Origin of the sequence: Pseudarthrobacter sp. S6, from assembly GCF_050156575.1 — a bacterium.
Classification (GTDB): domain Bacteria; phylum Actinomycetota; class Actinomycetes; order Actinomycetales; family Micrococcaceae; genus Arthrobacter.
The window spans coordinates 1116399-1142524 of sequence record NZ_CP189581.1 but is presented as its reverse complement, the minus strand read 5'-3'; the positions used below and the strand labels follow the sequence as shown (position 1 = coordinate 1142524).

The window sequence follows — 26126 nt, the reverse complement described above, 5'->3', positions numbered from 1 at the left end:
ACGGAAGGCCTGAGCTGGCGGGCACTGAAATTTGTCCACGCAACCTCTGAAAACGACGGCAGGCGGAGCTTCTGGACTGTCGCGGTCCGTGTGAACTAGGTTTCTTTTCCCGACCGCAGCTGGACGAAAGCGCCAGTGGCCGCGGAGGTCAGTTGGACGCGTCAGTGCGCTGGTTCCGTCCGGCTCGATCGAGCAGCGCCATCGCAATAGACAGCCAAGCCCTGAGGTTAGCAGCGGGGTGGTCTCCCTATCCGGGTGCCCGAAGGACTCCCGGATAATCCGCTCCCACGAGATGCCCACGATGTAGAGGGCACCCACCCCGCACGACCGCCCGCCCGAACCACGGACGCCGCCTGGCCATTAGCAGAGCGGTCGCTGCCGCGTGGGCGTCGCGTCAGATTTGGTCCTCGGGACATCACGGTAACAGCGACCGAACAGGCGCGGGTGGCCAGCGGGTTGGGGAATGCCGCCTCGCGTAAGCTCCTCTTATGGAACGTAGCAGAGCGGGCGAGCAGCACATTGCAGTGTTTGGCGAGAGCGGCAGCGGCAAGACCGTCATGCTCTCGTCGTTTTACGGAGCCACGCAAGAATCTCAGTACCTGCAGAAGAGTCTGTTTCATGTAGTGCCGGACGATATTGGCCAAGGCAACCGGCTGCATAAAAACTACCTTGGCATGAAAAACTCGGCGCAGCCGCCCGAGACCACCCGTTTTGCTGCGACGTCTTACTCTTTCAAAATCAAGCTGAAGGATGGGGCTGACACCAAGCGGAAGCAGAAGAAGCCCAGCCCTCTCGACGCCTTCCGACTCGTCTGGCACGACTACCCGGGGGAATGGTTCGAGGAAGACGTGAAGGGGTCGGAGGCCCACCGCAAGGTTGATACGTTTAGGTCTTTGCTGGGTTCTGATGTCGCGCTCTTACTGGTGGATGGTCAGCAGCTGCTGGACAACTCCGGCGAGGAGGAGAAGTACCTTAGGTCGTTGTTGACCAATTTCCGCAACGGACTGCTATCGCTTAAGGATGACCTGCTGGATGACGGCAAGCCTCTTGTCGTGTTTCCGCGTATTTGGGTAATGGCGCTGTCCAAGTCCGACCTGCTGCCAAATCTGGACGTGTTCAAGTTCAGGGATCTCCTCATAGAGAAGGCCTGCGACGACCTGGACGAACTTCGCAAGGTCCTCGCTGGCCTAGTGGAAGACAACGACGCGCTGTCAGTGGGTGAGGACTTTGTACTGTTTTCGTCAGCAAAGTTCGAAGCAGACAGAATTGAGGTGACAAGGCGCGTTGGGCTGGAGCTGATCCTGCCGCTGGCAGCCATGCTTCCTATCGAACGGTACGCGCAATGGGCCCAGGCAAAGCAAATCCACGGAAAAGTGATAGAAAACCTTCTGGTCGGGACTGAAGCTTTGGCTGCCGTGCTGACCGACAGTGAAGGTACCCTGCCTGGCCCATTAGGCCAGCTGCTGAACCGCTTCGATCCCAAGCAGGTGAAAGATGCGGCCAAGCTTGCTAGCGATGCCGCAAAGCTGGCAGGTGACAAACTCAGAGAGATAAATTCCGAAGCGCGGGCCAAGCAGGACAACCTGAAAGCCACACTGTCCGGCTTCCGGATGGACTTAGAAACGGGCGAAGAGGAGCAGATCCTACTCAGGAGCCGTAGATGACCCTCATCTGGGCCACTCGTGGGCGGACTTGGGGTTTCCGGTTTCTCAGTGACGGGGGGTTTCCGGATCCGCTGCCGGAATACGACAAAGCATTCTTGGGTGTCGAGGATGAGCGGGAAGTCTGCCGCCGCGTTGGCGAGAAAGTGGCGCTACGTTTCCCAGATCCTTCGGGGTGGCAGGACCTGGCCGGCAGGGTGATCCCACATGAATTCGTCGTTTTTCCGCCCTTAGCCGACGGGATCGACTCAGTCAAGGATGGTCTTCGTGAGGTCTGGCCCCTTGTTGCCGACGAATTCGCCCGAGTCTGGCAGTTGCCCAAACCGCCCTCAGTGGAAGATCTCTGAACCTCAGACACAGCCCGTCATCACTGCGAGGCCCCGAACAGTGGCGGTTCGGGGTCACGTCGATAAGGGCGTGGCAGAATTGAAGCCCTGCGAAATCGACGAGGAAGCACCGTGAACGACAGCACTTTTGACATCTTTGCCCAGCCCGCCGAAAATCCGAACGAACTCACGGACATACCAATCCGCGACGCCCAGGTGCAGCAGCTCCGCGATGCCTTTGCCGCCGCCGGTATCAACTCCATGGACGAACGGCGAGCAATCATCGAAAGCTGCTCTGTCCGCCCGGTCACCACCATAAGGGACCTCCTGGCAAAAGATGTGCGCCTCGTACTCCGGCGTATCGAAGAGAGAAGCCTCCCGTCCAAGCCCACCTCGGGCTCTGCATGGGACAACCGAGATGAAGACACCTGGATAGACAAGCTCTGACCCGCCTCATCCAGCCTGCCGGAACCGCTCATAGGCGCGTTCGAGGAGGTCCGCTCTCGGCCTCTCAGCTCTCGCGCTCGGTACTACGATCCGCTTCCCGTGCATCTCCTGAAGTCCATACCGAAGCATCGGCCCGTCAATCTCATGCATCAGTTCCGACCGTATCTGGACGACCAGGTCCGGTCGAATACCCAGAATGCCGACGTCGAACGCTGCATGATGAATCTTGCAGAGAGCCATGCCGTTGACGACGCTCGCCACACCGTCCTCGTCCCGGTCTGGAACGATGTGCGCGGCGTCCAGTAGTTGACCATGCTGAAGTCTGCACACTGCGCATCGTCCTTGATAGGCGCGCATGACTGTTCCACGAAAGACAGCTTGAAAGAGCCTGTGGCGCGTTTCTACTTTGAGGTAGCGGCGGAGGAATTGCTCTGCAACACCTTCCTCATGCTCACCGATTGCTGAGGGGTCAGCGTCCAGGATGAATTGCCTGTTCTCCTCTTCTTCGCCCACCACGTAAACCGGAAAGATCGGATTAAAGACACCTTTTCCGACGCCGAAAAACCAGATCAACGGAACACCAGACTGCATCGCCGATCTCAGCGAGCGATTTGTTGCCTCATCCCGTTCGATTCCGTTCCATTTGTACCTCAGCAGCCCGTCGCCCTCGTGAATTAGATCGTCATAGGGTCGAACAACCCCCGGCGGACGATATGTCGTCGTGATCGAGAGCGCCGAACTCAAACGTGCGGGTTTCCATATCCCCTTCACTCGGTCCTTGAGCGGAATCGTGTGTCCCTCAAAAACAAAACTCTGGATTGCGGAGTAAGTAAGGTTCCCTGTGCGCTGGAGCGTTCGGCTCGTTAGCCAGGCGAATGCGGCAGTGCGAAGCCTGTTGTCGAAGTCGTCCGGCACGCGGCCCGCATCAGTAAACATCGGTCCAGGCTATTGCTCCGATCCTCGGGTGTAAATCGTCGAGTAACGACAGCATGAGGAATTCCAAAATTCCCTGCGTACGTGTGACGACCCTACATGGCATCCAGATCGACTATGTACTCCCGTCAATCGGCAAAGGCGCTCCTACGCACAGGTGCACTTACGCGCTGCTGTCGCCCCTCTCTGCTTTAATGTGTTCCACGAGTTACGGGGGGAATCATGACTGCACAGTTGCAGGATACAGATCAGGACGCTTTTCAGGCCGAAAAGTTACTGGAGCAGGACTATTTTGATGCGGCAAAGCAGGCCTACGACAAGCACTTGGAAGAAGCTGCGTCCTCAACAGTCAGCGGGAACGTCCATGAGCGCTCCAGTCAGCGCAAAGCGCTCCTGAATCGCAGAAGGCTCGATCCCTCCGAGGCGGTCGCGACGGCCCGCATGGACCTTGAGGACGGCCAAACAATCTACCTCGGCAGTGTGGCGATCCGCGACGAAAAGTATGACCTCCTTGTCGCACCCTGGCAGTCAGAAATCGGAGGGATCTTCTACGAGGCCACTCACGAGGAGCCCCACGGGCTTGCCCGCAAGCGAATCTTCAGCACTACATTCAACCGAATCGACACGTTTAACGACGTGATCTTCCAGGAGCTATCCGACGATTTCGCGGCCGACACTTTCGTCGGCGAGCAGGATCCGCTACTTGAAGATCTTGGCCGCGGCCGCGGCGAGTACATGAGGGATATCGTACGCACCATTACGGCGGCTCAAAACCGCATTATCCGTGCTCCGAAAGACCAACTTCTCGTCATTCAAGGCGGTCCCGGGACAGGCAAGACTGCCGTGGTGTTAGCGGCCATGAAAAACTGCCCATAGGCGGCCACGGAACTGCCCACTGACGGCCATGAAAAGTGCCCGTTGGTGGCCATGAGATCTGCCCACTTCTTTGACTTAGCCCTGCTGCTTAAGCGGCGGGAGCCTCTTCCCGGGGTTTGATGACGGTGTCTAGTCGCACCAAAGTCGCCCGGGAAGAGGCCCTAATGAAGTTTGACGGAGAAATCATGGAAATACTTGCTGCGTATGATCTGACCGGATCTTTGCGCGCCGCCGCGGAACTCACCGGCTGCTCGCACCACACCGTCGCCCGGCACGTCGCTGCCAGGGACGCGGGTCAGCCGATCGCCGAGCCGGTCTACCGGGGCCGGGTCACCGATGCGTTCCTGCCCAAGATTGAGGAATGGATTGAGGCCTCCAAGGGCAAGATCCGCGCCGACAAAGCCCACGACAAACTCCGGGCCCTCGGCTACGAAGGCTCGGAACGTTCGACCCGCCGGGCCGTCGCGCAGGTCCGCGCGGCCTGGCGTCTGGGCCACGTCCGGGTGCACCGCCCCTGGGTGACCGAGCCTGGTCAGTGGATCCAGTACGACTTCGGCGACGGGCCCGTGATCGAGGGGAAGAAGACCGTTTTGTTCGTGGCGTGGCTGGCGTGGTCACGGTTCAGGATCGTCATCGCCCTGCGGGACCGGACGGCTCCGAGTGTGTTCGCGGCGCTGGACCGCACCTTCCGTGTCATCGGCGGCGCCCCGACCTACGTCCTGACCGATAACGAGAAAACGGTCACGGTGTCCCATGTTGCCGGGGTCCCGGTGCGCAACCAGCAGACGGTCGACTTCGCCCGCCACTACGGGGTGACGGTGTTGACCTGCCAGCCGGCTGACCCTGCGACCAAGGGCGGCGTGGAGTCCTCGGTGAAAGTCGCCAAGGCCGACATCGTGCCTAAGGACACCAACCTGCGGGCCGAATACGCCTCCTTCGCCGAGATCGAAGCGGCCTGTCAGGCGTTCATGGACGAGGTCAACCACCGTGAGCACCGGGCCACCCGCCGCAAACCCGTGGCGATGCTGGCCGAGGAAGCGCCACGGCTGCACCGGATCCCTGATACCGCGCACACGGTCGCGTTCGGGCTCTCCCGCAGCGTCCCGGAGAACACGCCGATGGTCACGTTCGAAAACGGCCAGTACTCCGTCCCGGCGTATCTGCTCGGCGCGCGGGTGTTCGTCAGATCCCACGGCGCCGGAGGCGACGAACAGGTCATCGTCGTCCACCACGGCAGCCAGGGACCGGTGGAAGTCGCCCGGCACCCGCGCGCCCGGCCCGGCAGCCCGGCGATCGACGACGCGCACTTCCCGGACCACCGGCCCAGGATCCCGGGCGACTACACGGCGAAAGCCAGGACGGCCGCGGAGGCGGAGTTCCTCGCAATCGGGGACGGCGCCCGCACCTGGCTGCTCGAGGCCGCAGCGGCAGGCACCGGGCGAATGAACGTGAAAATGGCCGAAGCCGTCGCCCTGGCGAAGATCGCAGGACAGGCCGAAGTTGATCACGCGTTGGGGACCGCGGCCATCCATGGCCGCTTCGCGAACAAGGACCTGGCCTCGATCCTGAACGCCGCGGGTTCACGCACCACCACCCATGCCGCCGGGGAAACCCGGTCCCTGACCCAGGGCACCGCCGGGTGGGCGGCGATCGGGCGCCCACCCGCAACCGCCAGCGCCGCCGCCGCCGTTCTGGAGGAAAGCGCATGAGTCCGGTCCCGATCACCGCACCGGCGTTGCCGGCGGAGCTCGAGGCGCTGATGCGGCAGTTGAAGATGCCCCATGCGCGGGCGCTGGCGCCGGAACTGATCGCGACTGCCCGCGCCCAGCGCTGGGAACCGGCCGAGGTCATCAAAGCCCTCTTCGTCGAGGAAGTCACCGGCCGGTCCCGGTCCATGCTCGCCACCAGACGCAAGGCCGCGGGCTTCCCGACCGGGAAGACCTTTGACACCTGGGACCCTGCCGCCTCCTCGATCCCGGCCCCGACGCAGCAGGCGCTGCGGACGCTGGAATGGATCGGGCGGAAGGAAAACGTCGTGATCTGCGGCCCCTCCGGCACGGGCAAGACGTTCTTCCTCGAAGCCCTCGGCCAGCAGGCAGTCGAGGCCGGCCTGCGGGTCGCCTGGTTCCGGCTCGAGGATCTCGGGGCTCTCATGCGCGCACACCGCTCCGATGACAGCGTCACGAAAGTCGTCGCCCGGATCCTGCGCGCAGATTTAGTGGTGGTCGATGACATCGGGCTGTTGCCGGTGGGCACGGACGCGGCGGAGGGGCTCTACCGTCTCGTCGACGCCGCTTATGAAAAACGGTCCATCGCGGTGTCCTCAAATTTGCATCCTGCCGGCTTTGACGAGCTCATGCCTAAAACTCTGGCCACGGCAACCGTCGACCGGCTGCTGCACCACGCCCACGTCTGCCAAACCTCAGGGGAATCGATCCGCCTCAGCCAGGCCCTGGCCGGGAAAGGAGTCACACCAATGAACTAAACCCACATCCCAACATGGCCAACGCCACCGAACACCCGGTGGGCAGATCTGCTGGCCATGAATGGGCAGTTTTCATGGCCACCAGCGGGCATTTCTGCTGGCCGCCCATGGGCACAAACTATTGGCCATTGACACCGTGGCGCTTCACCGCGTCTCGTGGATCCTCCATAACTTTCGAGATGAGCTGCAGCCGCGGGACGTATTGGTAGTCGGGCCCAACCCTACATTCACGAAATACATCAGACGCGTACTGCCGACGCTCGGCGACGTCGAGGTGGTTCAGCAGTCGCTGGCACAGTTGCTTGCGGGCGACTTTGCCGCAAGGGAACTCGACAAGCCAGACGTGGCGCGGAAGAAGGGCTCCGCCAAGATGGAGTCCATCGTCCAAAGTGGGCTGAACGGACGGGCGCGGGTTCCAGCAGACGGGCTAGAGGTGCGGCGGACGGACACCGCATTGACCGTGTCCGTTACAAAAGAGGCGGTTGAACGCCTCATGGCTGGAATCACCACCGGCCTCTACAACCGCCGTCGCGCTCAGTTCAGGGCCGCACTGCAGACTTTCGTTGGGGGCAAGATCGACGCCGGGAGAAGGGACTCGGCACCCCTCATAGATCGAGCTTCATTGGATGAGCAATCAGAGAGGGTTTACCCATCGCTATCCCCCCAGCAGTTCGTCCGGGAGTTGTCCGGTTCGAAGGACCGACTCGGTCGAGCCGGCGCCACAGAATCTGAAGTGGAGCTACTTTACCGGCCGGCGGCCCCGAGAATCGGGGACGAACCGTGGACGATGGCGGACTTAGGCGTTATCGACTGTGCGGCCGATGCAATTAGTGGCACGCTCAGCCGCTATGGGCACATTGTCGTAGATGAAGCGCAGGACCTCTCATACATGCAGCTCCGTGCGGTCAGGAGGCGCAGTCAGAACGGGTCTATGACTGTGGTGGGCGACATCGCCCAGGCGACTTCAGCTTATTCACGCAAAGATTGGAATCAAGTCCTCACGACGCTTGGAACTGAAGACAACTTCACTGAAGCTGAGCTGACCATTGGGTATCGCGTGCCAGCTCCTGTCTTGGCTATCGCAGCCAAGGTCCTCGCCACGGCAGCGCCTGGGTTAACTGCTCCGGAGGCATTTCCGCGGCAGGTTGAAGAAGAACCTCGTTGGCGTGTCGTGGCTACCGACGAGTTGATGGACGTAGTGGTTTCGTCCGTGAAGGACTACAGTTCTCGGGGCTTGTTTGTAGGTGTGGTCGTCGCTGAACCGCAGATGGTTTCAGTTCGCACCGCCTTCCGCACAGCTGGAATCAGATACAGCGAGTCGGCCGATGGTGGGTTGTCGCAGGGCATCAACCTGGTTTCCCCTGAGGAGTCCAAGGGCCTTGAGTTTGACGCCGTCGTAGTCGTCGAGCCTGCCTCGATACTCGAACTCGCTCAGGGAGACAAGCTCCTTTACGTCGCTCTGACGCGCACAGTCCACCATCTTGACGTGATCCTCAGAGTCGACAGGATCCCGGAGATGCTGGCGGACTTCGTCGCCCAGAGCGGTACCGAAGCCTTCGATCTTGACTCGGCTCCTAACGATTCCGGAAATGCCGAACCAAGCGTCGGGGCCGAAACGCACGACATAGCAATTCACAGCGACAACAACGATCATGGATCTAAATCTGAGAACGACGTTCCGCGCCCCGACGACACTCACTCCGCCCATGAGGAATCGGCCGCAGTAACGCCGTTGAATGGAGAGTTGAAACCGATGCTTGAGCGTATGGCCCAGAGCATGGCCCAAGAGTTTTTTGAGGTACTACGAGAAGTTGGTCCCAACGTGCAACAGCGGGTCGTCGACATCCTCTGGGACAAAATGGAAGGATCTGGCTCCGGCTCTTAGTTCGTCTGAGAGTTCGGCAGATGTGGTCCAATGTATCCGACGATGATCTTCCCGGCTATGGCGGTGGCGTCCAAGTAGTGCAGCCGTGGCGACACAAGCCCATGTTTAGCGATCCGGAAATGGGCGCCCATAAAGGCCTCGCCACGTGGGTCGACCTTCGTTGGAACGGGCAGGGTTCGCGGGGCCGAATAATTCGGATTGTTCTTGACGGTTTCGCTCTCATCTCGAGCATGGCGTCCAGGATGGTATGTGTGGGCTCCCGGCGGTGGACTCTCCAAATAAGCCTGCACGCCAGCAATGTCCGCGCCTTCTACTTTGAATCGCGCATAGTCGTTCAGGGCCGCCAGAATGCTCCACGTCATGCTGCACCATCGGCCCACTGCGTCGTGGTCATCGAGGCGGGCCGTGATGTCTTTATCCCCGGTGTAAACCACGTAGGGAAGCCCATCAAACGACTCCACCAGGCCGTTGAAGTTTTGGGGGACGACAAGCTCAACCGATGCAACTTCGTCAAGCTGGGTCCAATCAACGTCGTCGCTGCCGGTCTTTGCCAGCATCCCGCGCAGCTTTAGCTCGGTGTCCTGGGCATTTCGAGTTCGGGCGTATTGGGCTTCGAGCTGCTCCCATGTGTCCCAGGCGTCTAGCTCAAGGTCGTCGATTAGGTGGCGCAGCTTCGCCTGTTCAACTGTGGCCGCATCGAGAGCGGCTGACTTTTGGTCGATTTTCGCTAGGAGACGAGTGCTCAAGGCCTCAGTCGCAACACCAGCTTCCAAGAGCCCTCGCACAACTTCCACTGCCGGCAGTGACGTCTCACCGCCGGCATACTCTTCGACAAGTGATCGCAGCGCCAGGTAGATTTCGGCCTGCTCCCCCAACGACGTGTCGGAGGGCTCCCCCTCGAGGTTGTCTTTCGTCTTGGAACGCTCACCCAGCGGGACATCCGGCGCGTTGGGTGTCGAAGCAGGGCACTCGACGGCTGGGATGACAATCTGCCCCGATGAGGCTTCAGGCGTGTGGGCGGCGGAACGGCCGTCGAGAGCCGCCCCATCCGTCGGCTCCCTCACAACCAGCGGCGTTAGCCGAAGCTCCAGTTCATCTATCCGGCGATCCAGCAATCTGATGCTGTCGTCCAATAGTGACGTCTGGGCCACCTCGCGCGCCTTGTAGCTAAGTGTCTTACGTAGACGTCCCACGTGCTGAGAGGCGATTGACTCGGTCGTCAGGAACCGATGTCGGGCTGAATCTTGCGGATCATTGACGTCCAAGTCGGGAAGATAAGTCCGTAGCATGCCCGGCCTCACACCGAATTCCATTCCAACTCGCTGGTTGAACATGGTCGTTGCAACGGGATCGAGCACGTACGCAGATGCTTGACCAGTTGTCTGCTTGAGAATATTGCCGACGAATTCCGTCCATTCTTTCATCGGCAGTCCAGCGCTACTTCCAGCAATGAACGAGAGAGTCCGCCGGCCGTTTCGGCCGAGGAGTTGAATGAGTTGATCCACCTGCTGTGCCCGAACTATTACTGGCCGATTTGTCAGCTTCACGCCGCGATCCGAACAGGCGTAATCGTCGATCAACGACCGAACCAGCCTGGGCGCCCCGGCCCACTCTGGTCCCTCAACGTCCATCCAAAACCATGGTCGACCATCGGCCGGTTGCCGAATGGTGATGGTGGAGACCCATTCCCCGATGGGCGATTGTTCCGTGAGGATGAGGCGATGCGTGTCAGCAAAGTCTGCGGAGTCGGGGGAAATCCACTTCACCTTGGCATGATCCGCGACTGCGACTTCCTGGTTGGCTGCGATCGAATCGGAGTCCAAGCCCTTCTCTCGGAGCCAATCGAAGGTCTTGTTGAGTACATCTTGAACCACGTCGGCGTCTGACCCCGGGTTGATGTTGAAAAGTGTCCTGTAGCTCAGCATCAGGCTGCCTTATCGCTTCTACTCGACGGCACAGTTCCGGCCTCTGCCAGTGCGGCGTCCCACGCTTCGGCTATGAGCTGGCCTAAGAACGCAGCGAGCTGAATCGGGACAGCGTTGCCGATCTGCTTAGCAATTGCCGTCTTCGAACCCATCCATTTGTAGTCGTCGGGGAAACCCTGGAGCCGGGCTGCCTCGAAATGAGTGATAGCTCTATGTACGTCGGGATCGGGGTGGAGGTACCGACCTTTCTCAGGTTTGAAAAATTCGGTTCGAATCGTTACTGATGGCTTGTTCCAGTGCAAGCGACCCATGACATCGCCAGATCCACTCTTGTGTTTACGCCAGCAGTCGGCCAACAGCTCGTCCGGGATATCGAACCGATTACCGCCAGCTGGGATCGTCCTAAAGCGCTCCAGAGACCTATCTGTGTAGTTGCGTGTCACGTGCAGCTCGGGCGTTGTGAACGGACCGGGCATCGTCATGCCGCGGACTTCAGTCCTCGTGTCTGGAAAGTCCCTCACGGAAGTCATCCGCGGTATGACCCGTTGGTTTGGCATTCCCACAAATGCGTCCTCGACGCTGCGGTGCTGCCCCTTGAACGGTCCCACGGCCGGCACTGGAATCTCCGCAAGCCCCCTCCGTCGTCCGATCACGATGGTTCTGGTGCGAGCTTGGTAGGCTCCAAAGTCCGCTGCATTCAGAAGGAGAGGCTGAAGCTCATAATCCTGCAGGGGTTCGCCCGGGGAAGTCCATGATTCAAACTCGGCGAACTGCGGCGAAGTCAGAAACTGCCGTACATTTTCGACCACAAAGTACTTTGGTCGTGCCCGAATGATGGTTTCCGCGTATTTCCGCCAGAGGAAGTTCCTTTCATCAAGCACGTCCTGCTTTCCAAGCCCCGAGAATCCTTGGCAGGGCGGTCCCCCGATTATCACATCGGCCTGAGGCACGAGACCTTCGTCCAGCCATTCCTCGATCCCCCCGGCAAAGACTCGCGCGGCATTGTGGTTCTGCGCAAATGTGGCAGCAGCGTACTTGTCGAGCTCGACGGCCACCACAGTTCGGTATCGCCGGGTGGACTTGAAACCCTGAGTCATTCCGCCTGCGCCGGCGAAGAGGTCGATAAGGCGTAGACGTTGTGGCATGACCACTAGCTTAGCCGGCCAGTAGGACACTTTTGGGTTACAACCGCTGGCGCGCTGGCATCAGCCACGCCTAATCGTTAGACCTTTGGATCACCACGCGAGCCCCATGCCGTTCAGCCAGCCAGCAGAGTATACATTTGGTTGTGGAAACGGGGCGCCCTGGTTCTTGCAGCACAACATGAATGGACAAAAGCACGTATGCACGCGGAGAAGCGGAAACTCATCGAGGTCTCGATGCCCCTCGAGGTCATCAACCGGGAGTCAGCACGCGAAAAGTCCATCCGTCATGGACACCCGTCCACTCTTCATCTGTGGTGGGCCCGACGTCCGCTTGCCGCGGCCCGTGCTGTGCTCTTTGCGCAGCTGGTCGATGACCCGTCCTCGCATCCGGAGCGCTTCCCGACTGAAGAGGAGCAGACTATCGAGCGTGCGCGACTGCACGGCATCATCGAGCAGCTTGTTGTCTGGGAGAACTTGAACAACAAGGCGCTCCTCAGCGCTGCTCACGCGGAGATCGTGAAGTCGGCTGGACCGGACGGCCCACCGGCCATTCTGGACCCCTTCGCCGGTGGCGGGTCCATTCCGCTCGAAGCACAGCGACTCGGCCTCGAGGCCCACGCCTCCGATCTCAACCCCGTTGCTGTACTGATCAACAAGGCGCTGATCGAGATCCCACCTAAGTTCGCCGATACACCACCCGTATTCCCGCGGCTTGCTGACGGCCAGACGACTGCGTGGACTGGGCCCGAGGGTCTGGCCGCAGACATCCACGCCTATGGTGAGTGGATTCGTGATGCGGCGACCCAGAGGATCGGCCACCTGTATCCGGCCATCGAAATCGGGGCCGGTCAGACGACCACCGTTGTCGCGTGGATTTGGGCTCGCACAGTTATATGCCCCAACCCAGCGTGCCACATAGCTGTGCCCCTCGTGCGCTCCTGGTGGCTGGGGAAGAAGAAGGGTCGAGAAGCTTACGTAATTCCGATTGTCGAAAACGGTCAGGTCACTTACTCTATCGGCGCCGACCCTGACGCGGCACCGACGGGAGAATATGACGGGACGGTAGGCCGAGCCGGCGCAACGTGCATCTCGTGCGGCGGCGGTATCGAGCTCAAGTACATCCGCCAGCAGGGTCGAGATATCGGGCTGGGTACAAACCTCATCGCTGTCGTTGGCGAAGGAACCAGGTCGCGAACCTACCTTCCGCCCAGTGAATCGCACGTCCAAACGGCACTGAACTGCACCGCGCCCGCCGACATACCCGAAGGATATCTTGCCCAGAACCCTAGAGACTTCAAGACGCCAAACTACGGGCTGACGAAGTTCTCTGACCTATTTACCAACCGCCAGCTCATAGCCCTCACCACGCTGAGCGACCTCGTGGCTGAGGCGCGTGAGGAGGTCTTGAGACATGCGCTAGACGCAGGTCTGCCGGAAGGCGATCGCCTGGAATCTGGCGGGGGCGGAGCCGCGGCCTATGCGGACGCCGTCGCCACCTACCTCGGCCTCGCAGTCAGTCGGTGTGCAGATTACTTCTCCAGCATGTGCAGCTGGATCAGCGCTGGAGAGACCATGCGTAATGTCTTTGGTCGACAAGCCATTCCGATGGTCTGGGACTTCGCGGAAGTAAACCCATTCTCAACTTCGTCAGGCAACTTCTTTGGCCAGCTCGAGTGGGTAGAAAAGGCAGTCCGAAGTGCTGGCCAAAAGACCGCGGGCCATGCCATTCAAGCGGACGCGTCCTCGCGCGATTATTCCGGCATGGTCGTTTCCACCGATCCGCCCTACTACGACAATATCGGTTACTCGGACCTTTCGGACTTTTTCTACGTATGGCAGCGTCGAGCGCTAAGGACCATCCATCCGAAGCTCATGGCCACACTCCTTGTCCCCAAGACTGAAGAGCTCGTGGCGAATGCGTACCGTCATGGCAGTAAGAAGTCCGCGGAAGAATTTTTCGAGTCCGGTTTTGAAGACGTCTTTGTCAACATGCGTAAAGGCGCCAACCCCGACTATCCGATCAGTGTGTTCTATGCATTTAAACAATCCGAGACAACCTCCGACGGATCATCGTCGACTGGTTGGGCCACGATTCTCGAGGGAATCGTTCGGGCAGGATGGATGGTCACGGCTACATGGCCGGTGCGCAGCGAGCGCGGAGCCCGGCTCATCGGTGTGGGCTCGAACGCATTGGCATCGTCAATTGTCCTAGCCTGCAGACCGCGCAGCGAATCGGCCTCTTCCAATGACCGCGGCGGTTTCCTGTCCGTCCTCCGTTCCGAGCTCCCGTCCAAACTACGCGAATTGCAGCAGGCAGCGGTCGCACCAGTCGACCTTGCGCAGTCCACGATCGGCCCAGGCATGGCAGTCTTCACGCGTTTCTCAAAGGTGACTGAAGCTGACGGCTCAACGATGGGTGTCCGTTCGGCCCTTGAGCTCATCAACCAGGTCCTTGCCGAAGTACTTAACGAGTTGGAGGGCGACTTCGACTCAGACACTCGTTGGGCGATCACGTGGTTCCGCCAGCACGGCTTCGAGGAGGGAGCATTCGGCGAAGCCGAGACTCTCGCTACCGCCTTGAACACATCGCTTCCAGGTTTGGAACGCGGCGGCATTCTGACCAGCCGCGGAGGCAAGGTCCAGCTCTTCGCCCCAGCGAAGGTGCCGGACGATTACGACCCACGTCGCGATCACCGACTCAGCGTCTGGGAAGCTTCGCTCCACACGGCCCGCGTACTTGATGAGAAGGGCATCGAAGCTGCGGGGCAACTCGTGGCCAAGCTGAAGAAGGCTCCGGGATCACGCATCGACTTCGATGCGGTCAAGGAACTCGCCTACCTTTTGTACTCGATTGCCGAGCTCAAGAACTGGTCCACCATTGGCCAGACCTTCAACAATCTGGCCACAGCGTGGCCCGATATCCTGCGGGCCTCCGAATCCGGCGCGGCCACAACCATACAGACGGGATTCGACTTCGAATCCATCGACGACGAGTTCTAGAACGGCACCTGGGGGCATCATGGCAATGAGTAATCTCGACCGAATCGGCAAGGCGCTCGATATTTTGGCGCAGGGCCTAGAGCCCTTCGTCGCCGAAGCGCTCGCGTCCAAAGTGCCGCCAGGCAAGGATTGGACGATCATTCTGGCCGCCAAAGACGCACAGAATGGAGCGGTAAAAAGATACAACAGCCTTGACACCAATGATCAACTCCGGGCGCTCACGGAAAAACTCATTCCCGGTTGGTTCCCCTTTGATGGCAAGCTGTCCCGAGCCGAGCAGAATTTGGCTGGCGAGGCCCGGGATATCCGCAATAACTGGGCGCACCGAACACCAGTCAATTTCGACGACGCCTATCGTGCACTGGACACTCTCGAACGACTCTTGCGAGTGGTTGGGTACCCCGCTGGCGCCGATCTGATCAGGGCTTCCCGCGAGGACCTCCGCAACAGCAACTTCCAAAAAGACGTCAAGAAGGCGACGACCTCGGGTGTCCTCACGGAAACGGGCTCCTCAACGATTAAGGCATGGCGCGACGTCGTTACACCCCACGCCGATGTCATCACTGGAACTTTCAACGCCAGTGAATTCGCAGCTGACCTCCACATGGTCGCGCAAGGTATCGGATCCGAGGAATACATCGATCCTGTGCAGTTCTTCCGCCGCACCTACCTGACCGAAGGCCTCAAGGATCTCCTCGAGAAAGCCGTTCGCCGCATTAGCGGAGATCTCAACGCTCCCCCGGTGATCAACCTGCAGACCAACTTTGGCGGCGGAAAGACCCACTCCATGCTCGCGCTCTGGCACATCATGTCAGGCCACGAACTCGGTGAATACCCTCAGGAAATTCAAGAGCTCCTCAACGGCACCGATCTCCAGGCGCTCGGAACGTGCAGGCGCGCAGTCCTCGTGGGAAATCACATAGCTGTAACACCGGGGCAGGACAGAGCCAACGCCGACGGCACCGTCGTTAACACATTGTGGGGCGAGCTGGCCTGGCAGCTCGGTGGACGTGACGGCTACGACATCGTCAAGGAATCCGACGTCTCCGGCACCAATCCCGGCGCAAGCCTGAGGACGCTGCTGAGCCGTTACTCTCCGGCGCTCATTCTCATCGACGAATGGGTGGCATATGCCCGGCAGCTGTACGCGCGGGATGGCTTGCCTGCTGGCACCTTCGACACGCAGTTCACCTTTGCGCAGACGCTCACGGAAGCGGCAAAATCGGTACCCGGCGTCATGCTGGTGGTCTCCATTCCGGCGTCCGACCACACCTCGGAAGGGCAGCTGGACTCGTCGTCTGACCTCGAAGTCGGCGGCGCCAACGGCAAAGCTGCACTCGAGCGCCTTCAAAACGTAGTCCGTCGGGTGGCAGATCAGTGGCGGCCTGCAACGTCGCGGGAGTCATTCGAGATCGTACGCCGGCGGCTGTTTGAAGCTCCATCCGGTGACGCTTCCGTCGACATCTCATCAACAGCCCGCCAGTTCGCCGAGTTCTATAAGAATCATCGCGATGAGTTTCCCATCGAAACCATGGATCGCGAATACGAGCGCCGCATTGCCGAGGCGTATCCTATCCACCCGGAGCTCTTCGAGCGCCTCTACCGCGACTGGTCCACGCTGGAAAGGTTCCAGCGAACCCGCGGTGTGCTGCGGCTTATGAGCACGGTGGTTCACGAGCTATGGACGGCTGGCGACCAGAGTCCGATGATCATGCCGGGCAGCGTCCCACTCGACACGGACGGTGTTCTTACGGAGATCACCCAGTACCTCGACGACCAATGGAAACCCATCATCGACGCCGACGTCGACGGCTCAGCAGCTACACCGGCCCGCATTGATGCGTCGAGACCGGCCTTCCAGCAGCGACTACTTTCTCGACGCTTGGCCCGAACAATTTTTCTGGGCTCGGCACCAACCCTCCGCAGCGCCCACAAGGGAATCGAGCGTCAGCACGTGGCCCTTGGCGTGGCCATCCCCGGGGACGTGGTGGGCAACTTCGGCAGCGCACTCCAGCTCATGTCCGAGCAGGCCACCTACTTTTACTCCGAGTCCAGCCGCTATTGGTTCGATGTCCAGGCATCAGTGAGTCGCAAGGCAAAGGACATTGCCGAGCGCCTGCACAAAGAAGACGTCTGGCAGGAGATTGTGGACCGCCTCAACAAAGTCGAGGGGCGCCCAACTTCCGCGTTCGCGGGAACGGTGGTAGCGCCGTCGTCGTCCTCGGACGTTCCTGATGCGGAAGGCGTTCGGCTTGTCCTCCTTCACCCTAAGCACCGGCACCGAAGCAAATCGGAGACGAGCGATGCACTGGCGTTCGCTCACGATGTGTACGAACATCGCGGGTCCGCGAACCGGCAGCACCGCAACACGGTTGTGTTCCTGGCACCTGACGAGACCGAGTACGCCTCGCTTGATACTGCGGTCCGTGACTTCATTGCATGGCGCGACATCAACGGCCAAATCGATGATCTCGGCCTGACTCGCCAGCAAGAAACCCAGGTCAAGGCACGGCTCGCGGAAAGCCGAAAGGCTGTGGATCTCCGACTGTCCGGCACCTACCTGTGGGCCCTGACGCCCGAGATCCACGAGGGCCACTCGGTCCAATGGTCTAAACAGAAGATCGGCAGCGGCAGCGAGCCGCTTACGGAACGTGCCGGCGCGGCGTTGGTAAGGTACGACGCGTTGCGCGTGGTCAATGCGCCAGCCGCGATCAAGCAGGCCCTAGACGGCCGCTTGAGGGCTCGCTGGAACGAGGGACGCATCGCTGTAGGCGAGTTGTGGGGTTACTACACGCAATACGCCTATCTGCGGCGCATCCGCGACCGTTCGGTGCTTGAAACGGGCGTGCGGGCCGTGCTGGATTTGCCGACATGGAGTACCGAGGGTTTCGCCCTGGCCGAGGGGTACGACGAGGCTTCAGGAGACTTCCTCGGACTGGCACTTCCGATGACTAACGATTCATTTGGGACAATCACCGACTCGACCTTGTTGGTGGATCCGCGACTGGCCGAGAAGCAACGGGAGCGAGAGGCGGCGAAGAGAGACGCAGCTCTCGACGAGTCTGAGGACGGCACGTCGGAAGACAGCCCCGCCGACGGCAAGGAAGGCGGGAGTACCGGGCTGCCATGGGAGCAAGTGGAACCCGCAAAACGTGAGCGCGCGAAGAACGTACGGTTCACCGGCACGTTCTACGCGCGCGCCGAAGCGCTCAAAGCGGATCTTCAAAAGGTTTACGACGAGGTGCTGAATCATCTTGCGACTGTGCCCGATGCCGATCTAGAGGTTTCAGTCGAGGTCATCGCCAACCGCGCGGCAGGATTTGATGCCGACACCGTACGTGTGGTCCGCGAGAATGCCACGCAGCTCAAGTTCGAGTCGGCGAAGTTCGAGGACGAATCATGACTCATGTGGATCTCTTCGGCCGCGAGGAGGCGGTAGAGCAGGTCACACTCCCCATCGACTCCAAAGCGATGGAGGGTCTGGGAAAGCACCACACTCTGAGCTCCGCTATCGCCGACCTAATCGACAACAGCATCAGCGCTGAAGCCAATGCGGTGTTGGTGCGGTTCCTGCAGAGCCACGGGACCGTTGTCGGCGTGCAAATCGTCGACAACGGAAAAGGGATGACTCCGCAGGGGCTCCGCGACGGTATGACGGTAGGCCGGCGCCGAGACTACCGACCTGACGAGCTCGGCCACTTCGGCATGGGCCTCAAAGCAAGCTCGCTCAGCCAGGCAAATGTGCTCAGTGTGTGGACCAGGGCTGCGAACAACGATCCGACCGGCATGCGGATGACGAAAGACTCGATGATGAATGGCGCTCAGTGCGACATTCTCAGCGGGTCCTCCGCGCTCGCGCATCTATACGCGTCCGACTACGGCTTCGACCTTACGACCGGCACCGTCGTGCAGTGGTCCGATGTTCATGGCATGTCCGCGGCCGACAACGTCGCCGATCAGACCCGTTGGTTCGAAAATGCGCTCGTGGCTCTGAAACTCGAGCTGTCCGTCATCTTCCACCGTCTTCTAGAGACGGGTGCTGTGGACATCTACATTGACGTGTTCGACGCCGACAAGTCCACACCGGGCTTGAGTTCCAGGCTTGAACCAACGGACCCGTTCGATTACAGGCAAAGCGGGCACGACGACTACCCGATGAAACTGACGGGACAGGTGGGTGGTCAGGAGTTCACGCTCGAGTGCCACATTTTGCCAGCTGGCGGATCATCGCCATCGGCGCGTCTCTTGGGCAGGGACCGGGAGCACCACCAGGGCATATTCGTCTACCGTCGCGACCGCCTGCAGCATCTCGGCGGATGGCCGAAACTCCTCCCCAACGAGAAGGCGCTGCAGTTAGCGCGGGTGATTTTCGACGTCGGCACAGGTATCGACGAACACGTCAAGATCAATCCTGAAAAGACTGGGGTTCAATTTACTCCAGCTTTGACGACGGCAATCGATAGAGCCGTCAGCAGTTCGGGCGTGACGTTTCGCCAATATCTGGACACCGCGAGAGGTGCCTTCAAGGAGTCAAACCGGCGCCCGAGAGAACACCGACGGTTTGCGCCCATGGGGCGCGGGTTCTCCGATGCTAGCAGGACGATGATTGCGTCAAACGAAAAGATGCTCCGGCCGAATTCAGATTCCATCCAGATTGCGTGGAAAGCCCTCAGCATGGGGCTCTATGAGATAGATCTGGAAAGACGAACAATCTATCTAAATCAGAATTATCGGGAAGCCATCAACGGCGGAGCCAAAGGCGCCACAAATGATGCACAACTGATCAAGACGCTACTGTTCTTGCTGTTGGAGGAGGAGTTTCTTAAATCCCATCTCCAAAAGAACAGACAGCAGGATCATTTCCGGCTTTCGCTGGCACTCGAGCACGCACTGAGGGACGATGTTAGTCGAGCCGCCGCCGTCCACGAAGAGAGTAACGATGAGTAACCTCCAGCACCGATTCTTTGACCCTGATTCGCTGGAGCGCCTGTTTGCGGAACGTGAAATTTCCAGACATCGCGTCATCGACTCTCCCCGCTGCGAAATCACGATAGACCCCATACATGAAGAGATTGCCCTTACCGTGCCAGCTGAGGGGGCCGAAGCGGACGTAAGCAAATTCAGCCGAATTTCTTTCGCGGTGCTAGGTGAAGGAGCAGATAGCGAATTCGAGATTCGCGTGGACGCTACCGACGCTCACTTCGAGGCTTACAACATCCTCACAGCCATTATTGACGAACTTTTCGCCGGTTCGAGCTTTGCGAGGGCCACCACGGAAGCTCTTGGCAACTACAAGGCGTTGCTGCGGGGTAAGAGCGGTCTAAGCGCCGAACAGCAACACGGGTTGTATGGCGAGCTGCTCCTCATGCGCCGACTCATCGCCCTGATTGGCGAAGCTGGTGCCGTCGACGCATGGTTGGGTCCTGAGAGCGAACAACACGACTTCGTCTTCAGCGCATTCGACGCCGAATGTAAGACGACCACCAGTGAGAAACGGATCCACGTGATCGGATCTGCGTCACAGCTCGAAAAGAACCCGGGGCGAGACTTATGGCTAATTTCCGTTCAGATCACTAGGGCCGGGTTGGATTCCGGTGAGTCTTTGAACGAACTGGTTACCGACGTCGCGCGCTCTTTGGACACTGAAACCGAGCGGTTCTGGGGATACCTAAGAGGTCTGGGCTGGCGCCGCGAGGACGCGGATTTGTATTCACAGCGATTCATGCTGCGAAGCCCCATCCAGACTTACCTTGTTACCGATGACTTCCCTGCAATTACCACCGCGGCACTGAAGTCCGTTGTGCCGCACTTCGAAACTGTCAGTGATGTCTCCTATCGTGTGGACGTCAGCAGCCGAGAACCGGCCGCTGCACCGGCTCCTCTGAATCAAACAACAACTTCCATCGACCAACTGGTCTAATCACGAAGGGACGGGTCCTATGGAAGAAACGTCGTCATCATCCGCTGTTCGCGAAGCCATCATCTCTCAGTTGAAGGTCATGGGCGCGGACCGCCCGAAATCTTTGTTGGTTCGCGTGAACAACGAGCTAAAGGTTGAAGATCTGCCGAGCATGACCGAGGAAGAGTTGATCTCATCCATCACGGCGGACAACGTCAACGACCCCATCCGAATGGAATTCCAACTCGCCTTGGCTCGATGGGACGCCACGTCCCAAGGCGAGTGGTTCGAAGGCTCAGAGCCTGCGACCATCGGGCGCCGGGATCGCATCTTGACACTGCTTGGCTTTAGCGTCGATGCCAAAGACGCAGTAAACGGACAATGGCCTGTCCGAGCTGACGAAGGCGACATTGTCATCGCCACCGAAGCAGACCCCTGGTACACCGACGAGCGCGCTAAGCAGCATTCCTTTTACTGGCCGGCCTACCGCGGTGTCCTGGCTGGTAAGGGGTGGCCAGCGGAGGCAATAGCCGATTTGGACGTCAGCACGCGTGAAGTCGTCAGCCGGCTCAGTGACCCCACCAACGAAACTCCTTACCAATCAAAAGGATTGGTCGTGGGCTACGTGCAAAGCGGGAAGACCGCACAGTTTGCCGGAACGATTGCCAAGTCCATCGACGCTGGCTATCGACTGATTATCGTGCTCGCTGGAACACTCAATATGCTCCGGACGCAGACCCAGCGGCGCCTCGACATGGAGCTCGTGGGCAAAGAGAATATCATCGGCGGCATGGACGTCGATGATCCGGATCACCGCAAGGAAATCGATTATCTGGACGATACGGACTGGGATAATTTCCTGTCCCACGGCGTTCAACCCTCTGACGCCGGATTCGTGGATATTGTCCGCTTGTCCGGATATGCCGACGACTATAAGCGGCTCAAGAAAGGTCTCAACGCCCTCGAGTTTCGTACCGGCCTTCGGGACAAGACTAAGCCGCTTTACCACCCGGACAACCTATACAAAGCGGACGCCAAAATAGTCGTCGTGAAGAAGAACACCACCGTCCTCAAAAAGCTCGTATCGGATCTCAAGTCGTTGAAAATCAGCCTTGCCGAAATTCCAACACTGATCATTGACGACGAATCCGACCAGGCGTCCATCAGCACAAAGCGTCCGACGGCTGCGGAGAAAAAGGAACGCACGGCCGTAAACCGTGAGATTACTAACTTGCTCGGCGCACTCAAGCGCGCCCAATACGTTGGCTATACAGCCACACCCTTCGCCAACGTATTTGTCGACCCCGATGACGCCGCAGATATATTCCCGAATGACTTCATCATCGCTCTGAAGCGACCCGCGGGATATATGGGTGCGAAGGATTTTCATGATCTCGGTGTGGAGTTCGAGAATGGCTCGAAATCGTTTGCAACCTCCAACGAGGCGGCTTTCATTCGATCAGTTCAAGGGGACGAGCCCGATTCGGTCGAGGAGTCCCTGCGAAGTGCTCTCGATGCCTATCTGTTGTCTGGTGCTGTCAAGCTTTATCGCGCGGATAAATCCGAACTATCATTCCGACATCACACCATGCTGGTCCACGAATCGGTGAAAATGATCCAGCATCGGGACACTGCGGATGTCCTGCGTGAACTGTGGGCCCAGGGGGGCTACTCGTCGTCGGGCCTCCCAAGGTTAGAGAAATTATGGGCTGCGGACTATCTCCCCGTCAGCGAAGCTCGAGCCGAAGACAAGGGTTTGATTCCGGCGTCATTTGATGAACTTCGACCATATATTGGGAAGGCGCTGGACAAGATCAACTCCAGCCAGAATCCGGTTCTCGTTGTTAACGGGGACAAGGATCTGCAAACACACCAAGAAGCCTTGAATTTTGATACAGGTTCTGTTTGGCGCATTCTCGTGGGCGGGACGAAGTTGAGCCGTGGATTCACAGTTGAGGGCCTCACCGTTTCCTACTATCGACGAAAGACACTAGCTGCAGATACTTTAATGCAGATGGGACGATGGTTCGGCTTTCGTGGCGGATATAGGGACTTGGTTCGCCTGTATATTGGGCGGGCCGAGCTCAGCGGGCAGAAATATTTTGACCTCTATGAAGCCTTCGAATCCATAGTCATCGACGAGGAGCTCTTCCGCGAAGAGCTAGCGCGCTATGCCGAATTGGACGACGAAGGAAAGCCGCAGGTTCGCCCAAGAGACGTGCCGCCACTTGTTACACAGCACCTCCAATGGCTGGCCCCTACGGCCGCCAACAAGCGCTACAACGCAGTCGTCACAGAGCGTGGCGAAGGCGGCCGCCTGAAGGACCTCAACGCACTGCCAGCGCAGAAGGACATCCTCAACAGAAGCAACTTCCAAGCCGTGAAACCTCTGATTGAGTCTGCCGTCAACGATGCCGCCTTCGTTACAGACTCGGGATCAAACTACGCAGCCAAGTACGGACTTGTTTCAGCCGACGACTTCATCCAGGTCCTTGTGAACACAACTTTTGGCGAAACCTTCGATATCGAACCCCAGCTTCAGTTTCTCAAAAAGGCCAGTGCCGACGGGCGAATCAAGGATTGGGTTGTGATTGTTCCCGAACTAACTGAAGGAACGACGGTGACTGTCGACGGACTGCCGCTTAATGTGCTGAAGCGAAAGCGCCGCGAGGAGCGGCAATGGGCTTTCTCTGGCAGCTCTCGAAGGCAGCGTGTTGCCGTGGAGGCCATCGCCGACCCACGCCAGAAAGATGGCACGACCCAGTTGGTGGAAGAACTCCGTACTCCAACGCGCGGGGCAATCCTGCTGACTGCGGCTCACGACCCACGAGGGAAACATTTGGTAAGCAATCCGTCGTCGCTGTCCGGCGACGTGGATCCGGCTGTCATCGCAGTGATGATGTCCTACGCCGCACCGTACGCCTCGGCCCCCAAGGGAAAGATCGGATTCACAGTCCGCAGCCAGATGAAGGCCAATGCAGCAATCCTGTCTGCGGGAGACGACGGCTACAACCTCAGCGACCACGAGGCCAGGCTCGCCGCTAGTTAGATCGCTTCCGACGGCCACAACCTGCAGTATAAAATTCCGATCTATTGCTTATTACGCCAATCGCGGGACCTCCTCCTGGGATTCGGATCTAGAAAGGGGCGGGATCCAAATGGATACACACCTCAAGAATCTGCAGCAGGTGTTTCAAGCAGGACAACGATTTCTTGTCCCGTTATTCCAAAGGCAATACGTCTGGAACGAGGATCACCAGTGGGCCCCGCTCTGGGAGGATATCGAACGGTTGACGGAGGCCTACGAAACAGAAGGCGAGAAGGTGGAACCTCACTTTCTCGGCGCCATCGTACTCCAAAATGTGGCTGGTGGGTCCATGATTCAAACTCGAACCATCATCGATGGTCAGCAACGATTGACCACGCTTCAGCTACTGCTCCATGCTGCGTGGACGGTTCTGTCTGCGCATGAAGCTAAAGAAGCACTTTATCTGCGGTCACATTTTCGAAACAACGAAGACTATCTTGTAGATGCCGACCGGTACAAACTAACTCCCACGACGCGTGATCAAGATGCCTACCAATCGCTCATGACGGCGTCGTATCCGCCCGGGCACCTCAAAGGGAAATCACCAAGCCTTCTGGTGAGAGCTCACGACTTCTTTAGTAAATGCATAGAGGAATGGGTCGCCTCCGGGGACACCGCACGTCGTGCCCACATCCTCGTGTCGGTGCTACTCCACAAGATCACAGTCGTGGCAATCGAGCTGGAGCATGATGAAGACTCTCAGTTGATCTTTGAGACACTAAATGCCCGCGGCACTCCCCTTACCGGCGCCGACTTAGTTAAGAACTATGTGTTCCAGCGACTCAATCTCAACAAAGCCGATACCGAAGCTATGTATACCAAGTATTGGTCAATGTTCGAAACAAGATTCTGGGAAGCAGAAATTAAGCTCGGTGGATATTCGGCGCCTAGGATTTCGAATTTTCTGGCGCAATGGCTTACTGCACAAACGGGCAGGGATACTCCAACGAGAGAAGTTTTTCGCAAATTCAAGCAGTACGCTGAGCATTCGTCATCTCCATCGATGGAAGCAATTCTGCCTTCCCTAGATGCATCTGCGTCGACCTACCAAAACTGGACTGTTGAAGCTGAGAAGAGGGACGGCGATCTCAGTCTGCTCGGATTGTTTGCATACCGGGCCTCTGTTTTGGGAACCCAAAGCGCAGGCCCTTTGCTTATTTGGGCGACTGACCCATCCAAAGAGAGCGTACCGACCCTCCAGCTGCATAAGTTTGTTTCGTCCCTTGAGAGCTGGCTCATGCGCCGCGCCTTGATGCGAGCCGGCAACGGAGGAATTGGATCCTTCATTGCGGACCTCATCAGTCAGCTCAACGATTCATCCAGACAGTTCGCAGGAGATATTCTGACGGCACTTCTGGTTGAGGCCGATGCCGCGAACCTCGCCTGGCCAACTGACGCCGAGCTGCGAAATGAACTTCGGGGCCTGGCCGTCTATTCACGCTTTCGAAAGCCGCTGGTTCGCCTCCTGCTCGAATCGATAGAAGACCACTACCGCGGCTATAGGCATTCAAAGAGTTCGTACTCTGAAGGTCGAGTGACCCGCGGTAAGCATTCGATTGAGCATCTGCTCCCACAGAGCTGGGCCGAGCATTGGAGTGTTGGCACGGACGTCGCCATGCAGGCCCGGCGAGCCGACCATGTACATCTCCTAGGGAACCTCACCCTTGTCGCAGGCGGGCTTAATAGCAAGATTTCAAACGGCCCATGGCTGGGCAGCCCTGGCAAGCTCCAATCCCTCAACGCCCACAGCATCCTTCTTATGAATCAGCGCATATTTGACGAAGGTAGCGACGGTTGGGCGGAGGAATCCATCCGGACGCGCGGTGAATTGCTAATTTCGGCGATTCAGAATATCTGGCCGGTGGCAGCCGATGCTAAGGGCACGAAGACCTTCAGCGCGACGAACAGTCTCGACCAGGAGATCACCCTTCTGGATCTAATTGATGTTGGACTTCTTGTTGAGGGGCAGGTCCTCCATGCTCGGACAGCTGACCGTGTGGGGACAGCGACGGTGATGCCTGACGGCTCCCTTATAATGAATTCCTTACACTTCGATTCGCCTTCCGCCGCATCCAAAGGGCTTAGTCAAAAGGCAACAAACGGCTGGAAGTTTTGGTTCGTCGACCGGGATCGAGGCGTCACACTCGACCGGCTTCGCCGCAAGCTGGGCGATGACCGGCAATCCCCTGCGGAGTCTTCAAATTCGTAGCCAACGATCTTGGTCGCATGCGCCTCCGACGCTTCGGCGACTTGAATTCAGGCCAGCGGGGTGCTGCTCACGTCGGAGGCCCCACTTACTCTGATTCCTGCCGGCACATCGCGAGGAATGGCGAGGAGTGCAGTGCCGCCAAAGCGTCGTTGCCACCGCCGGCCGCAGCCTGCAGTCGACAAACGATTGCCCTTGCCTCTCCCTTAAGCAGAGCTTGCCGAACTCTTAGTGACACAACCATTTCGTC

General features: G+C 58.9%; 16 protein-coding genes. 13 read left to right on the top strand and 3 right to left on the bottom strand.

What is annotated here, in order from left to right; genetic code table 11:
- Positions 1-488 precede the first annotated feature (488 nt).
- The 3 genes from ACQCS0_RS05570 to ACQCS0_RS05560 all read left to right on the top strand — a co-directional run bounded on the left by ACQCS0_RS05570 (position 489) and on the right by ACQCS0_RS05560 (position 2434).
- On the top strand, positions 489-1664 hold the full coding sequence (locus tag ACQCS0_RS05570) for a TRAFAC clade GTPase domain-containing protein (RefSeq protein WP_426940083.1): 1176 nt from the start codon (positions 489-491) through the stop codon (positions 1662-1664).
- Positions 1661-2008: a hypothetical protein gene (locus tag ACQCS0_RS05565; RefSeq protein ID WP_426940082.1), complete on the top strand. Its 348-nt coding sequence runs from the start codon at positions 1661-1663 to the stop codon at positions 2006-2008. Before ACQCS0_RS05570 ends, ACQCS0_RS05565 begins: the two co-directional genes overlap by 4 nt.
- A 111-nt stretch (positions 2009-2119) precedes the next feature.
- A complete protein-coding gene (locus ACQCS0_RS05560) occupies positions 2120-2434 on the top strand; it encodes a hypothetical protein (RefSeq protein WP_426940081.1) in 315 nt (104 codons plus the stop codon).
- Positions 2435-2440: 6 nt separating this feature from the next.
- On the opposite strand, the gene ACQCS0_RS05555 is transcribed toward ACQCS0_RS05560, so the two are convergent.
- Positions 2441-3370, bottom strand: coding sequence for an HNH endonuclease (locus ACQCS0_RS05555; RefSeq protein ID WP_426940080.1), 930 nt, complete (start codon positions 3368-3370; stop codon positions 2441-2443).
- Positions 3371-3589: 219 nt separating this feature from the next.
- On the opposite strand from ACQCS0_RS05555, the gene ACQCS0_RS05550 reads away from it, so the two are divergent.
- From ACQCS0_RS05550 to ACQCS0_RS05535, 4 genes are all read left to right on the top strand, one after another.
- A complete protein-coding gene (locus ACQCS0_RS05550; RefSeq protein WP_426940079.1) occupies positions 3590-4243 on the top strand; it encodes a hypothetical protein in 654 nt (217 codons plus the stop codon).
- A gap of 164 nt (positions 4244-4407) precedes the next feature.
- Entirely contained in the window at positions 4408-5952 is a 1545-nt protein-coding gene (gene istA / locus ACQCS0_RS05545) for an IS21 family transposase (protein ID WP_426940078.1), read from the top strand.
- Entirely contained in the window at positions 5949-6728 is a 780-nt protein-coding gene (istB, locus tag ACQCS0_RS05540) for an IS21-like element helper ATPase IstB (protein WP_354156186.1), read from the top strand. Before istA ends, istB begins: the two co-directional genes overlap by 4 nt.
- 121 nt (positions 6729-6849) lie before the next feature.
- Positions 6850-8613, top strand: a complete 1764-nt coding sequence (locus tag ACQCS0_RS05535) for a HelD family protein (protein WP_426940077.1) — start codon at positions 6850-6852, stop codon at positions 8611-8613.
- Here the strand turns inward: ACQCS0_RS05535 and ACQCS0_RS05530 are convergent.
- A complete protein-coding gene (locus tag ACQCS0_RS05530; protein ID WP_426940076.1) occupies positions 8610-10538 on the bottom strand; it encodes a hypothetical protein in 1929 nt (642 codons plus the stop codon). The genes ACQCS0_RS05535 and ACQCS0_RS05530 overlap by 4 nt on opposite strands.
- Positions 10538-11683 carry a DNA cytosine methyltransferase gene (locus ACQCS0_RS05525; protein ID WP_426940075.1) on the bottom strand — a complete coding sequence of 382 codons (1146 nt, stop codon included), beginning with the start codon at positions 11681-11683 and terminating at the stop codon, positions 10538-10540. The genes ACQCS0_RS05530 and ACQCS0_RS05525 overlap by 1 nt, the downstream gene beginning before the upstream one ends.
- Before the next feature lie 198 nt (positions 11684-11881).
- Here ACQCS0_RS05525 and ACQCS0_RS05520 point away from each other — a divergent pair, with 198 nt between their 5' ends.
- From ACQCS0_RS05520 to ACQCS0_RS05495, 6 genes are all read left to right on the top strand, one after another.
- Entirely contained in the window at positions 11882-14683 is a 2802-nt protein-coding gene (locus ACQCS0_RS05520; RefSeq protein ID WP_426940074.1) for a DUF1156 domain-containing protein, read from the top strand.
- 25 nt (positions 14684-14708) lie between these two features.
- On the top strand, positions 14709-18086 hold the full coding sequence (locus ACQCS0_RS05515; protein ID WP_426940073.1) for a DUF499 domain-containing protein: 3378 nt from the start codon (positions 14709-14711) through the stop codon (positions 18084-18086).
- Positions 18083-19630 carry an ATP-binding protein gene (locus ACQCS0_RS05510; RefSeq protein ID WP_426940072.1) on the top strand — a complete coding sequence of 516 codons (1548 nt, stop codon included), beginning with the start codon at positions 18083-18085 and terminating at the stop codon, positions 19628-19630. The genes ACQCS0_RS05515 and ACQCS0_RS05510 overlap by 4 nt, the downstream gene beginning before the upstream one ends.
- Positions 19623-20603 carry a PD-(D/E)XK motif protein gene (locus ACQCS0_RS05505; protein ID WP_426940071.1) on the top strand — a complete coding sequence of 327 codons (981 nt, stop codon included), beginning with the start codon at positions 19623-19625 and terminating at the stop codon, positions 20601-20603. The genes ACQCS0_RS05510 and ACQCS0_RS05505 overlap by 8 nt, the downstream gene beginning before the upstream one ends.
- Before the next feature lie 19 nt (positions 20604-20622).
- The gene (locus tag ACQCS0_RS05500) at positions 20623-23631 is read left to right on the top strand and encodes a Z1 domain-containing protein (protein WP_426940070.1); all 3009 of its coding nucleotides are present in this window, start codon (positions 20623-20625) and stop codon (positions 23629-23631) included.
- A gap of 109 nt (positions 23632-23740) precedes the next feature.
- Positions 23741-25879, top strand: coding sequence for a GmrSD restriction endonuclease domain-containing protein (locus ACQCS0_RS05495; protein WP_426940069.1), 2139 nt, complete (start codon positions 23741-23743; stop codon positions 25877-25879).
- The last annotated feature ends 247 nt before the right edge of the window (positions 25880-26126 follow it).

What these genes read in the sequence shown, in the direction of transcription:
- ACQCS0_RS05570 (WP_426940083.1), top strand. Translation starts at nt 489, where the DNA reads ATGGAACGTAGCAGAGCGGGCGAGCAGCACATTGCAGTGTTTGGCGAG.
- ACQCS0_RS05565 (WP_426940082.1), top strand. Translation starts at nt 1,661, where the DNA reads ATGACCCTCATCTGGGCCACTCGTGGGCGGACTTGGGGTTTCCGGTTT.
- ACQCS0_RS05555 (WP_426940080.1), bottom strand. Translation starts at nt 3,370, where the DNA reads ATGTTTACTGATGCGGGCCGCGTGCCGGACGACTTCGACAACAGGCTT.
- ACQCS0_RS05550 (WP_426940079.1), top strand. Translation starts at nt 3,590, where the DNA reads ATGACTGCACAGTTGCAGGATACAGATCAGGACGCTTTTCAGGCCGAA.
- istA (WP_426940078.1), top strand. Translation starts at nt 4,408, where the DNA reads ATGAAGTTTGACGGAGAAATCATGGAAATACTTGCTGCGTATGATCTG.
- istB (WP_354156186.1), top strand. Translation starts at nt 5,949, where the DNA reads ATGAGTCCGGTCCCGATCACCGCACCGGCGTTGCCGGCGGAGCTCGAG.
- ACQCS0_RS05530 (WP_426940076.1), bottom strand. Translation starts at nt 10,538, where the DNA reads ATGCTGAGCTACAGGACACTTTTCAACATCAACCCGGGGTCAGACGCC.
- ACQCS0_RS05525 (WP_426940075.1), bottom strand. Translation starts at nt 11,683, where the DNA reads ATGCCACAACGTCTACGCCTTATCGACCTCTTCGCCGGCGCAGGCGGA.
- ACQCS0_RS05520 (WP_426940074.1), top strand. Translation starts at nt 11,882, where the DNA reads ATGCACGCGGAGAAGCGGAAACTCATCGAGGTCTCGATGCCCCTCGAG.
- ACQCS0_RS05515 (WP_426940073.1), top strand. Translation starts at nt 14,709, where the DNA reads ATGAGTAATCTCGACCGAATCGGCAAGGCGCTCGATATTTTGGCGCAG.
- ACQCS0_RS05510 (WP_426940072.1), top strand. Translation starts at nt 18,083, where the DNA reads ATGACTCATGTGGATCTCTTCGGCCGCGAGGAGGCGGTAGAGCAGGTC.
- ACQCS0_RS05505 (WP_426940071.1), top strand. Translation starts at nt 19,623, where the DNA reads ATGAGTAACCTCCAGCACCGATTCTTTGACCCTGATTCGCTGGAGCGC.
- ACQCS0_RS05500 (WP_426940070.1), top strand. Translation starts at nt 20,623, where the DNA reads ATGGAAGAAACGTCGTCATCATCCGCTGTTCGCGAAGCCATCATCTCT.
- ACQCS0_RS05495 (WP_426940069.1), top strand. Translation starts at nt 23,741, where the DNA reads ATGGATACACACCTCAAGAATCTGCAGCAGGTGTTTCAAGCAGGACAA.